General features: G+C 61.5%; 12 protein-coding genes and 1 tRNA gene. 9 read left to right on the forward strand and 4 right to left on the reverse strand.

What is annotated here, in order from left to right:
- Window positions 1–17: 17 nt before the first annotated feature.
- Genes KY084_RS01900 through KY084_RS01910 form a run of 3 tightly spaced genes read left to right on the forward strand, consistent with a single transcriptional unit; the run spans window position 18 to window position 2,613 of the window.
- Entirely contained in the window at window positions 18–1,340 is a 1,323-nt protein-coding gene (locus KY084_RS01900) for a replication-associated recombination protein A (RefSeq protein WP_219236710.1), read from the forward strand.
- Window positions 1,337–2,203 carry a hypothetical protein gene (locus tag KY084_RS01905; RefSeq protein ID WP_219236711.1) on the forward strand — a complete coding sequence of 289 codons (867 nt, stop codon included), beginning with the start codon at window positions 1,337–1,339 and terminating at the stop codon, window positions 2,201–2,203. The genes KY084_RS01900 and KY084_RS01905 overlap by 4 nt, the downstream gene beginning before the upstream one ends.
- 53 nt (window positions 2,204–2,256) lie before the next feature.
- A complete protein-coding gene (locus KY084_RS01910) occupies window positions 2,257–2,613 on the forward strand; it encodes a PilZ domain-containing protein (RefSeq protein ID WP_219236712.1) in 357 nt (118 codons plus the stop codon).
- Between the two features lie 7 nt (window positions 2,614–2,620).
- Here the strand turns inward: KY084_RS01910 and KY084_RS01915 are convergent.
- A tRNA-Thr gene (locus tag KY084_RS01915) sits at window positions 2,621–2,696 on the reverse strand.
- A 266-nt stretch (window positions 2,697–2,962) separates the two neighbouring features.
- Here KY084_RS01915 and KY084_RS01920 point away from each other — a divergent pair.
- Together KY084_RS01920 and KY084_RS01925 are read left to right on the forward strand one after the other, a co-directional pair.
- On the forward strand, window positions 2,963–3,796 hold the full coding sequence (locus tag KY084_RS01920) for a glycine/sarcosine N-methyltransferase (RefSeq protein ID WP_219236713.1): 834 nt from the start codon (window positions 2,963–2,965) through the stop codon (window positions 3,794–3,796).
- Window positions 3,780–4,610, forward strand: a complete 831-nt coding sequence (locus KY084_RS01925) for a methyltransferase domain-containing protein (RefSeq protein WP_219236714.1) — start codon at window positions 3,780–3,782, stop codon at window positions 4,608–4,610. Before KY084_RS01920 ends, KY084_RS01925 begins: the two co-directional genes overlap by 17 nt.
- An 84-nt stretch (window positions 4,611–4,694) precedes the next feature.
- On the opposite strand, the gene KY084_RS01930 is transcribed toward KY084_RS01925, so the two are convergent.
- Window positions 4,695–6,326: a BCCT family transporter gene (locus tag KY084_RS01930; protein ID WP_219236715.1), complete on the reverse strand. Its 1,632-nt coding sequence runs from the start codon at window positions 6,324–6,326 to the stop codon at window positions 4,695–4,697.
- A gap of 179 nt (window positions 6,327–6,505) precedes the next feature.
- On the opposite strand from KY084_RS01930, the gene KY084_RS01935 reads away from it, so the two are divergent.
- From KY084_RS01935 to fucP, 4 genes are read left to right on the forward strand one after another with little or no spacing between them, the layout of a single operon-like run.
- Window positions 6,506–7,552 (forward strand): aldo/keto reductase, encoded by a 1,047-nt coding sequence (locus KY084_RS01935; RefSeq protein ID WP_219236716.1) that lies wholly within the window; start codon window positions 6,506–6,508, stop codon window positions 7,550–7,552.
- A 14-nt stretch (window positions 7,553–7,566) separates the two neighbouring features.
- Window positions 7,567–8,301 (forward strand): SDR family oxidoreductase, encoded by a 735-nt coding sequence (locus KY084_RS01940; RefSeq protein WP_219236717.1) that lies wholly within the window; start codon window positions 7,567–7,569, stop codon window positions 8,299–8,301.
- Window positions 8,298–8,663 (forward strand): L-rhamnose mutarotase, encoded by a 366-nt coding sequence (locus KY084_RS01945; protein WP_219236718.1) that lies wholly within the window; start codon window positions 8,298–8,300, stop codon window positions 8,661–8,663. Before KY084_RS01940 ends, KY084_RS01945 begins: the two co-directional genes overlap by 4 nt.
- Window positions 8,664–8,710: 47 nt before the next feature.
- A complete protein-coding gene (fucP, locus tag KY084_RS01950; protein ID WP_219236719.1) occupies window positions 8,711–10,045 on the forward strand; it encodes an L-fucose:H+ symporter permease in 1,335 nt (444 codons plus the stop codon).
- A gap of 118 nt (window positions 10,046–10,163) precedes the next feature.
- Here the strand turns inward: fucP and KY084_RS01955 are convergent, their stop codons facing one another.
- Entirely contained in the window at window positions 10,164–11,012 is an 849-nt protein-coding gene (locus tag KY084_RS01955) for a fumarylacetoacetate hydrolase family protein (protein WP_219236720.1), read from the reverse strand.
- Window positions 11,009–11,863, reverse strand: coding sequence for a GDSL-type esterase/lipase family protein (locus tag KY084_RS01960; RefSeq protein ID WP_219236721.1), 855 nt, complete (start codon window positions 11,861–11,863; stop codon window positions 11,009–11,011). Before KY084_RS01960 ends, KY084_RS01955 begins: the two co-directional genes overlap by 4 nt.
- Window positions 11,864–11,990 lie beyond the last annotated feature (127 nt).

The following is an 11,990-nucleotide window of genomic DNA, read 5'->3' on the forward strand; positions in this document are numbered from 1 at the left end:
CCCTATCTTTGGTGACGATGGCCGACCTTTTTGCCGACGCAGTTCCGCCCGAACCCGAAGAATCCGTGCGCGAAGACGCGCCGCTGGCCGACCGGCTGCGTCCGCGCACGCTGGATCAGGTGGTGGGTCAGGAGCATCTGACCGGCGCCGACGGCGCGATCGGCCGCATGGTTGCGGCCGGGAAGCTGTCCTCGATTATTTTATGGGGTCCGCCGGGCACTGGTAAAACGACTATCGCCCGACTGCTCGCCGCGGCGGTTGGCCTGCGCTTTGCCTCGATCTCGGCGGTGTTTTCCGGCGTTGCGGACTTGAAAAAGGTCTTTGGCGAGGCGCGCGAGCACGCGAAACTAGGCAAGCGAACGCTGATGTTCGTGGACGAAATCCACCGGTTCAACCGGGCGCAGCAGGACGGATTCCTGCCTTATGTAGAGGACGGGACCGTAACGCTGGTCGGGGCGACGACCGAAAACCCGTCATTCGAACTCAACGCGGCTTTGTTGTCGCGTGCGCAGGTGCTGATCCTGCACCGGCTTGACGCCACCGCGCTCAATACGCTGCTTGCCCGTGGCGAGGAACTGAAACAGCGCCCCCTCCCGCTTACCGACGAAGCGCGCGCCGCGCTGGTCGCGAGTGCGGATGGCGACGGCCGCTTTCTGCTCAACCAGGCTGAAACACTGTTCTCGGTCGATCTCAATTCGCCGCTCGACTCCGCCGGTCTTTCCGCGCTGCTCCAGCGGCGCATGGCGGTGTACGACAAGGACCGCGAGGGTCATTACAACCTCATCTCCGCACTGCATAAGAGCCTGCGCGGTTCCGATCCGCAGGCCGCGCTCTACTATCTCGCCCGGATGCTGGTGGCGGGCGAAGAGCCGCTTTATGTGCTGCGGCGCATCGTGCGCTTCGCCAGCGAGGATATCGGCATGGCCGATCCCAATGCACTGGTGCAAAGTCTTGCGGCCAAGGAAGCCTATGACTTTCTCGGCTCGCCCGAAGGCGAACTGGCGATCGTTCAGGCGTGTCTGTATTGCGCGACCGCACCCAAATCGAACGCCGCCTATTCGGCGCAAAAGGCGGCGTGGCGTTCGGCGAAATCGACAGGCTCGCTGATGCCGCCCCCCAATATCCTGAACGCGCCGACGCGGCTGATGAAGGATATCGGCTATGGCAAGGACTATGCCTATGACCACCACACGGCAGAGGGGTTTTCGGGCGCGAACTACTGGCCCGAAGGGATGAATCGCGAAACCTTTTACACGCCAACCGGCCGGGGGTTTGAAAAACGGGTGGCCGAACGCCTCGCCTATTGGGACGAGCTTCGCGCGCGCGCGGACACGGAGTGACGGGAGCGCCGAAGCATTTCACCCGCTTTGCCGCGATCGACTGGTCCGGCGCAAAGGGCAGCCGGCATAAGGGCATCGCGCTGGCGACATGCAAAGCCGGCGATGACGCCCCCGCGCTTGTCGAACCGCCCGGCAGCACATGGTCGCGCAGCGAAATCCTCGCCTGGGTCCGGCAGCGCGCCGATATGCCGATGCTGATCGGATTCGATTTCAGCTTCGCCCCGCCCCTGGTTGAGCGCGGAGCTTATCTTCCGGGCGAGGATACGCCGTCGGGTGCGCGCGAATTCTGGGCCTATGTAGATGCCGACTGTACCGATGCCGATCTTGGCGCCGCGTCATTTCTCGAACGGCGGCGCGGCAGCCACTTCTATCTCGGCGCTGCCGACGGCGCGAAGGCGCGGTTCATGCATTTTCGCCGCTGCGAGGCGCATTTCAACGCGTCGGGCGGCGGCAAACCTTCGACAGTATATGACGCCATCGGCGCGGCGCAGGTGGCGAAGGCGAGCTTTGCGGGGATGCGACTGCTCCACCATCTGGGGACGACCGTCCCTGTCTGGCCGTTCGATCCGCTGCCCGAAAGGGGCGCGCTGGTCGTCGAAATCTATACCGCGATCGCCGCGCGTGCGGCCGGACTGCGCAAGGGGTTGAGCAAGCTTCGCGATGCAGCCGCGCTCGATGTCGCGTTGCGGGCCCTTGGATCGCGCCCGCATGCCCCATTGCCGCGCTATGACGATCATTCCACCGATGCGATCCTCGCCGCTGCATGGCTTCGCGCCCATGTGACACGATCCGACCTGTGGACGCCCCCCGCGCTCACGTCGCGTATCGCGCACACCGAAGGATGGACCTTCGGAATCGGCTGAATCGCGCGGACGACGGTGTATAAGTCGTTGTTAACCGGCAATTGTGGAACGTGATGCCCGATCAGATGTTATATCGCACTGCAGCGGGGATCATTGGCGGGATAATATTGGACATCGTCAGCGACAAATCCGATGCGGGCACCCGGGAACGAGCGCCCAGGCACAAACTGTTCGAACCGGCAACCCTGCGCGTTCTCGGACAGCAATATCGCTGCCACATTCTCAACCTGTCGCGCACTGGATTCGCTTTTCATTGCGATGCCGATCTGCCGCGCAACATCAGCATCGTCGTCACATGCCGCGATCATGAAATGGTAGCGCGCGTGCGCTGGAATCAGGCACAGCGGTACGGCGCGCAATTCGTATTGCCACTCGCAGATTCTACGCTGGAAAAATTCGCGCGGCGCTGATGGATGATGGTGCCGGTTGCAGGATTCGAACCCGCGACCTTCGGTTTACAAAACCGCTGCTCTACCAACTGAGCTAAACCGGCCCGCGCGCCTGTCTATGCGCAGCGCGGCCGGTACGCAACGGATCAGCGCGATGCGGGCGAAAATTTCCGTAAAACACTGCCTCGCAGTTGTCATCTATCTGTAATAATTTATTTTCTGCCGCAGTCCCGGCTTTCGTTGCCATCGGCGGTGAGGTCTGTTGTAATGCTCTGGCTATTCTTTCCAGGGGCCGCGCTGCCTGATCCGGCAGCCCACAGCTCGATCAATACGTGATCGCTTTCGTCCGGCCCGGCACAAGAGGGAGCCCATGAACGCAAAGACCAAACAGCGCGTCTTCGCGCCCGACGAACGTCAGGATTATGGCGAGGACCCTACAGCGGTTCGCCAGTCGAGCAAATACACGTCCGAATATGTCCGCGGTTTCGTCGACAAATGGGATGAACTGATTGACTGGGAACAGCGCGCCAAAAGCGAGGGACGCTTTTTTATCGATGTGCTGAAAGCGCGCGGGAAAACCAGCGTGCTCGACGTAGCGACCGGCACCGGTTTCCATTCGGTCCAGCTTTTGAAGGCCGGGTTTGATGTGTTTTCGGCGGACGGATCGGCGGAAATGCTGGCCAAGGCATTCAAGAACGGCGTCGATAACGATGTCGTGCTGAAGACCGTGCATGCCGACTGGCGCTGGCTGAACCGGGATGTCCACGGCAAGTTCGACGCCGTCATCTGCCTCGGCAACAGCTTCACCCATTTGTTCGATGAAGCCGACCGCCGCCGTGCGCTCGCCGAATTCTATGCCGTGCTGAAACATGACGGCATCCTGATTCTCGACCAGCGCAATTACGACACGATCCTCGACGACGGATTTTCGACAAAACACAAATTTTATTATTGTGGGGACAAGGTTTCAGCCGAGCCGGTGCATGTCGATGAAGGGCTGGCGCGCTTCGAATATACCTTTCCTGACGGGTCGAAGCATAATCTGAACATGTTTCCGCTGCGCAAGGATTATACCCGCGGCCTGTTGCGCGACGCCGGTTTTCAGCAAATCCACAGCTACGGCGATTTTCAGGAAGAGGGTGAGGAAAAGAACCCCGATTTTTTCATTCATGTTGCGGAGAAAAGCTATGGCGACGAAGACTGATCAGGGCGTCGCGACCGCTCGCGACTATTATGACAGCGAAGAAGCCGACAATTTCTACCACACGATCTGGGGCGGCGAAGACATCCATGTCGGGCTGTACCAGAACACCAGCGACATTCGCGAGGCGAGCCGCGCGACCGTCGAACGAATGGCCGGGCGGCTGGGCAATGTGCAGGGTAAATCACTGCTCGACATCGGGTCTGGCTATGGCGGTGCCGCGCGCGTCATGGCGGGACAGCATGGCGCGAAGGTAACCTGCCTGAACGTCGCCGTCGTGGAAAACGCCCGCAATCGCGAACTGACCAAAGCAGCCGGGCTCAGCGACAAGGTGGAGGTCGTCGACGGGTCGTTTGACGATCTGCCGTTCGGCGATGAAAGTTTCGATGCCGCGTGGAGCCAGGACGCGATCCTCCACGCACCCGACCGGGTCGCCGTGTTGGAGGAACTGGCGCGCGTGTTGCGGCCCGGTGCGGATTTCATCTTCACCGATCCGATGCAGGCCGATGACCTGAGGGACGAAAGCGACCTTCAGCCGATTTATGATCGCATCCATCTGCCCAATCTGGCTTCGTTCGGCTTCTATCGCCGCGAACTGGGCCGGCTTGGCTTTGAAGAGGTCGAAATCGAGGATCATTCGGCGCAGCTTCGCAACCATTATGCGCGTGTCGCCGAAGAGTTGAAGGCCCGCCGGTGCGATCTGGACGCAAGCGATGCGTGGGTAGAACGCATGCTCACCGGCCTCGGCCATTGGGTGAACGGCGCCGATGCCGGTAAGCTCACCTGGGGCATCCTGCACTTCCGCAAGAAGGGCTGAAGACGCTTGCGAATCGCTAAGCCCCCGCCCCGGCTTACCCGCGGCGGGGGTTTCTATGCGCGCGCGCCGTACGCACGCCTCGCATCATATGTCCCGATCATCTGCGTCGCTCAGGTGATGCGCCCTCGCATCTTCGCGCAAATCCCGGAACAACGCCCAGCACAGCGCGATCATGATCAACACGAAGGGACAGGCGACCAGGACGGTAAAGGTCTGAAGCGCCTCAAGCCCGCCCATCACCAGCAGAATCGCCGCCACCGCCGCGCTTGCAATCGCCCATAAGGCAACCAGCCATTTTTTTGGCTCCACCGCACCGCGCGACGACAGCGTCGCGAGCACAAGCGCGCTTGCATCCGCGCCGCTCACCCAGAAAATCCCGGTCAGCGCCATCACCATGATTCCGGTCACCACCGGAAACGGAAAGGGCTTCAGCGCGGCGAAAAAGGCGTTTTCCGGCGCTCCGGCGCTCGCGATATCGGCGACGCCGTGCATCTGCATGTCGATCGCCGCGCCTCCGAAGATGACGAACCAGATCGCCGAAACCAGCGTCGGGATCACAAGCACGCCGAACACGAACTGCCGGATCGTGCGCCCGCGCGAAATCCGCGCGATGAAGGTGGAAACGAACGGAGTCCACGAAATCCACCATGCCCAGAAGAAGATCGTCCATTTACCCATCCATTCGTCGCCGCCAAAGGCGCTCGAATGAAAACTCATCGCGACAAAATTGCTTAGATACGCGCCGATCGAGGACGGGATCAGGTCGAACAGGAACACCGTCGAACCCAGCACCAGCACGAAAAACAGCAGGACGACCGCCATCACCATATTGGCGTTTGAAAGCCATTTGATGCCCTTGGAAACGCCGCTGAGCGCCGAGATGATCGCGAAGACCGACAGGATGGCGATCACCCCCAGCGCAAGTTCGATACCGGTGGTCGATTCGCCCATCGAAGCTGCGGCAGCGGCCTTGTCGCGCAGCCCCAGATACATGCCCAGCCCTCCCGCAATCTGAAGCGCGCCGAGGCCCAGCGATGTCGCACCACCGAATTTGGTTGCCACGATCGCCCAGATGTCGATCGGCTTTCCCCAGCCACGCTGCTCGATCCGGTGCTTTCCAAGCAACGATTGAAACGGCCCGCTGATCAGGTTGCCGCGCCCCTTGCGAAAGGTGGAATAGGCAAGCGCCAGCGCGAACAGGCCGTATATCCCCCATGGGTGCAGCCCCCAGTGAAAAAGCGTATAGGCCATCGCCATCCGCCCGGCATCCGGCGTTTGCGCCGTCAGGCCCCAGCCCGGCGGCGGCGACGCGAAATGGGTGACGGGTTCGTAGACGCCATAGAACATCAGCCCGATGCCCATACCGGCCGAAAACATCATCGCGATCCACGAAAGCGTGGAAAATTCCGGCCGCTCGTCATCCTTGCCCAGCCGGATCTTTCCCCACGGCCCAAGCGCGAGCAGAATGATGAAGCCCAGAAAGCCGGTGGCGGACAGGATGAACACCCAGCCGAAATCGCGCATCACCCAATCGAGCGCGGCGGTAGCTCGATTATCGACCTGTTCGGGAAAGGCTGCACCTGCCACGCAGAAAATGACAATGATGCCGAAAGAAACGAAAAATACGACCGGATCGATCGCATTGTTCGTGCGTGATTGGCTTTTCGCCTCGTCCATGCTTGCCCCCTGCTGCGTACCGCCAACCGGTCGCCGCATGTTAGGTTCCATAGTGCTGGGGGCAGGTTTCCACTGGTGAATGCCTGTCTCATATGCAAAAAAGGCTGAATGAGACCGAGCCGGCCAAGATGCTCGCCGACAGCAGGAGAGATCATGAACTTTTCGTATCGCGCCGGAGGGGCGGTGTTTCCTGCGGGGTCGCAGGCATTGCCGCATCAATGACCGATGAATCGCCGATAAGTCGCGCGTCGCAAGACGGCGGTGTCGGATCGCTCGGGCGGATCGGCTTCGGGTCCGCGCCGATCGGCAATCTGTACGAAATCATGTCCGATGACGCGGCACAGGCGACGCTCGACGCGGCATGGCAGTCCGGCCTGCGATATTTCGACACCGCGCCGCATTACGGGTTCGGCCTTTCCGAAAAGCGTGTCGGCGCAGCGCTTGCCCGGCTCGACCGTCAGGAAAGCGCGATCGTCTCGACAAAGGTGGGCCGCCGCCTCGCCCCCGCTCCCGATGCCGACCTGTCAGCGCTGCGTCAGGGTTTCGTGTCTCCCGAACCGGTCGAGAGTGTTTTCGATTACAGCTATGACGGCGTCCTTCGCTCCTACGAAGCGAGCCGGAAGCGACTGAAACGCGATTCGATCGACATTCTTTACGCGCACGATCTGGGCCGCATGACGCATGGCGACGAGCACCCGGCCCGGCTGCGCGAATTTCTGGACGGCGGCTATCGCGCGATGCGTGAACTGCGTGACGGTGGCGCGGTCGCCGCGATCGGCCTGGGCGTCAACGAAACGGCGGTGTGCGAAGAGGTGCTTGGCCATGCCGAGCTTGACCTGATCCTGCTCGCCGGTCGCTATACCTTGCTCGAACAGGATGCGCTCGACCAGTTCCTGCCGCTCTGCGCGCGGCGTGACGTGCGGATCGTGCTGGGCGGGCCATTCAATTCGGGCATTCTCGCCACCGGCGTGCGTGGTGGCGGCGACCTGCATTACAATTATGAACCCGCACCGCGCGACGTTATCGCCCGCGTCGCCGCCATTGAAGAGGTGTGCGCCCTGCACGGCGTTCCGCTCGCCGCTGCGGCGCTGCAATTCCCGCTTGCCCATCCGCAGGTGGCCAGCGTCATCCCCGGCACGCGCACCCCCGAACAGCTTCGTGCCGCGCTCGACCTGCTCGACACCTCCATTCCGGCCGAATGCTGGCGCATGCTTCGCGACCGCTCGCTGATCCGCGCCGACGCGCCGCTTCCCCTACCCCAATAAAAGGACTCATCCCGATGGCAGGACGCCTTGACGGCAAAATCGCAATCATCACCGCCGCAGGACAAGGCATCGGCCGCGCGAGCGCCGAATTATTCGCCCGCGAAGGCGCGAAGGTTCATGCGATCGACATCAATAGCGACGCGCTCGGGGCGCTTCAGGGTTGCGAAACGCATGTCCTCGACCTGCTCGATGGCGATGGGATCAGCGCGCTTGCGGAGCGAATCGGAACCGTAGACATCCTTTTCAACTGCGCCGGCTTCGTTCATTCCGGCACCATTCTTGATTGCGATGAAGCTGCTTATGACTTTTCCTTCGACCTGAATGTGAAGGCCGCGTACCGCATGATCCGCGCTTTTCTACCTGCAATGATCGAAAAGGGCGGCGGGTCGATCGTGAATATGTCGTCGGTGGCAAGCTCGGTTATCGCGGTGCCCGGTCGGTTCGTCTATGGCGCGTCGAAGGCGGCTGTTATCGGACTTACCAAGGCGGTGGCCGCCGACCATGTCAAACAGGGCATACGCTGCAATGCGATCTGCCCCGGCACCGTGCAGTCCCCCTCACTCGAAGAGCGCATGGCTGCGACCGGCGATGCCGACAAGGCGCGTGCCGATTTCGTCGCACGGCAGCCGATGGGCCGACTGGGCACCGCGAACGAAATCGCGCAACTGGCGCTATATCTTGCCAGCGACGAATCGGGTTACACCACCGGCACGGCCAATGTCATCGACGGCGGCTGGGCGAACACATGACCCGGCGCGTCTGCCTTGCGCTCGATCTGGTCGATGACGCCGATCTGATCGCTGAATATGAACGATGGCATCGGGTGGGCAACACCCCGCCCGAAATCATTCGCTCGATCCGCGAGGCGGGAATCGAAAATATGGAAATTTTCCGCGCAGGTGATCGGATGGTGATGGTGATGGACGTAAACGAACGCTTCGATCCCGCGGCCAAGACGGCCGCCGACGCTGCCAACCCCCATGTCGCGGCATGGGAAGCGCGGATGCGGCAGTTTCAAAGGGCAATACCCGCCGCTGCTCCCGGGGGCGGCTGGACCGAAATGGCGCGCATATTTCGCCTGATCGACCATGACGAAACAGGCTCGCAATAGAATATCCGCATTCGAAAACGGGGCGGGCAGACAAGGAGAGGATCATCGTGGCTATTCCCGAACAGGATGCCGGGGAAAACCGGCGAGGCGCATTTATCGCGCCCGGCTATCTTGCCGGATTCATCCTCGTCACCAGCCTGTTTTTTCTCTGGGCGCTCGCCAATAATTTCAACGACATCCTGATTCGACAGTTTCAGAAAGCGCTCGACCTCAACCGCGCCGAAGCGGGGTTCATCCAGTTCGTTTTCTATATCGGCTATTTCACCATGGCGCTTCCCGCCGGGATGGTGATGCGCCGGTTCGGATATCGCGCAGGCATCCTCGCCGGACTGGGGCTGTACGCGGTGGGCGCGCTGCTATTCTATCCGGCGGCCGAGATACGGGTATATGCCGCCTTTCTGGCCGCATTGTTCGTCATCGCGGCAGGCGCGGCGTTTCTGGAAACCGCGGCCAATCCCTATATCGTCGCATTCGGCCACCCCTCGCGCGCCGAACAGCGGCTCAACTTCGCACAGGCGTTCAACGGGTTCGGCGGATTTCTGGCGCCGATCATCGGCGGCGTTTTCATCTTTTCGGGCATAGAACATTCCAAGGCCGATATCGCCGCGATGCCGCCCGCACAGCAGGCTGCCTATCGCGCGACGGAAGCGCAGATGGTGCAAGGCCCCTATCTGGTGCTGGCCGTACTGGTCGTGCTGATCGCTATCGCGGTCGCCATGGTCCGCCTGCCGCACATCGAACCACCCGGACGCGCAAGCGACGCCCACGGCAAGCGCCCTTCGCGGTTCGCCATATTGCGCGAACCGGCGCTGGCCGGAGCGGTTACAGCGCAGTTTTTCAATATCGGTGCGCAGGTCGGCGTGTGGAGCTTCTTCATCGACTTTGTGAAGGAAGTGACGCCGACCACCCCGGAACGCACCGCCGCATTCCTGCTGTCGTTCAGCCTTGCCCTGTTCATGGCCGGGCGCTTCATCGGCGCGGCGCTGATGCAACGGATTGCCGCCACGCGCCTGTTGACGTTCTTCGCGCTGGCCGGAGTGTTCCTCGCCGCCCTCGCCGCGCTTACCGGCGGATGGATCGCGGTGGGTGCGCTGACGCTGACCAGCCTGTTCATGTCGATCATGTTCCCCACGATTTTCTCGCTGGGGGTAAAGGATCTGGGCGAACGCGCCATGCTGGGCGCGCCGTTGATCGTCATGGCGATCATCGGCGGCGCCGTATTCCCGCCGATGATGGGGTTTATTTCACAGGCGATCGGCGCGCTTCAGCCGGTCATGCTGGTTCCCGCGTTATGCTTAGCGGTGGTCGCCTTTTATGCAACGCGCGCGCATCGCGCCGCTGGCAGGGTGGAAACACCGCCCGCCGCCTCGCCGCTGCACTGATCAGAAAAGAAAGGGACCATCGCCGACGGTGTCTAACGATGGACCTTTCGATATAGAACATGCCCCCCAAGCGAATTATTTCGCGGCCGTCACGGAAGTGTATCCCGGCCGTCTGGCGTTATCGGCTCCAGGCGACGAATTCCTGTCCCTGCTCGCCCAGCTTTTCGATGCCCAGACGCACCGTATCGCCAGCCTTCAAATAGCGTTCGGGCTTTTGCCCCATCCCTACCCCCGGCGGGGTGCCGGTGGTGATGATGTCGCCCGGTTCCAGCACCATGAATTCGCTGAGATAGCTGACGATCTTCGCAACCGAAAAGATCATCGTGCGCGAATTGCCGGTCTGCATCCGTTCGCCGTTCACCTCCAGCCACATGTCGAGATTCTGCGGATCGCCCACCTCATCGCCGGTGACCAGCCAGGGGCCGACGGGGCCGAAGGTGGCGCACCCCTTTCCCTTGTCCCAGGTGCCGCCGCGCGACAGCTGAAAATCGCGTTCCGATACATCGTTGATGACGCAATAGCCCGCTACATGGTTCAGCGCGTCGGCTTCCTCGACATAGCTTGCGCGGCTGCCGATCACGACGCCCAGTTCGACTTCCCAGTCGGTCTTCACCGATCCGCGCGGGATGATGACCGGATCATTCGGCCCGGCAAGACACGACACCGCCTTGGTGAACATCACCGGCTCTTGCGGGATCGGCAGGTTCGATTCGGCGGCATGATCGGCATAGTTCAGCCCGATGGCGATGAACTGACGCGTACCGGTGAACGGCAGGCCATAGCGCTGCTCCCCTTCGACCCGCGGCAGGTCCGACGGATCGATATCGGCCAGCTTTTTCAGGTTTTCAGGCGACAAGCCATCGGCAGTCAGATCGGCCAGCACGCCCGACAAGTCGCGGATTGCGCCATCGGCATCGATCATTCCGGGCTTTTCGGCGCCCGGCGCGCCGTAACGGCATAATTTCATCGGTCGGATTTCCTTTCATGCGAATGGACCAACGCCTGATCGATCGCGGCCTGCGCGATCGGCGCCATGATGGCGTATCCGGCGCGCAACGGGTGGACGCCGTCCACCGTAAGCTCGCGTTTCATCAGGCCGTTCTGGTCGACCAGCGCCGAATAATAATCGGCATAGGCATAGCCCCTGCCATGGCAGAACCCCTTCAGCCAGCTGTTCAGCTGCCGCAATTCGGCGGGGTCGCGCTCCTTCAGAACGTCGTGCGCCTGTTCGCTGTAATTGTTGACCGGCAACAGTGATCCGAACACCACGGCGATGCCGTGCCGATCGGCGATGTCGGCCATTGCCTCATAATTCTGCTCGATCGTTTCGGGCGTTTCCTTCTGCAGAAATCCCTGCACGTCGTTCACCCCGGCCAGAATGACCACCACCCGCGGGTGAAGCTGAACCACGTCCTGCTGAAAACGCAGCACCATCTGCGCGGTCACCTGGCTGCCGATCCCGCGGTTGATATAGGGTTTGTCGCCGAAATTGCGGTGAAGGTCCCAGCGATCGGTGATCGAATCGCCCATGAACACGACTCGATCCTCATCCGGCTTTGGCGGGGCCAGCTTGCGGTTGGCAGGGATGTACAGATACCGCTCGCCGAAATCCTGCATCAGGCTGGGCACCAGCTTCTCGCGGAACGGACCAAGCCAGGGCCCCCAATCCTTTTCCTTCACTTCCCGGCGCTCCGGCGAATTCTGAAACACGGGCTCGGCCGCCTTTGGGGTAGAATCACCTTGTGTCGCCGCCAGCGCCTGCGGCGTAAATGCGAGCGCTACCGCACACAGCGCTCCGCCGATTTTTCTACCCGTCATGTTCGCTCCTCTCTCCACCGCATTTCCCGGCGAACCGCCAATTTCCAACGGTGGCAACCCCAAATGCAAGGTTGCGCTACCATCGGTCACTAGTGGGTGCAAATTTCATATATGAATTGGTGTCGAA

The sequence above is a fragment of the Stakelama flava genome (assembly GCF_019351405.1).
Classification (GTDB): Bacteria; Pseudomonadota; Alphaproteobacteria; order Sphingomonadales; family Sphingomonadaceae; genus Sphingomonas; species Sphingomonas flava_A.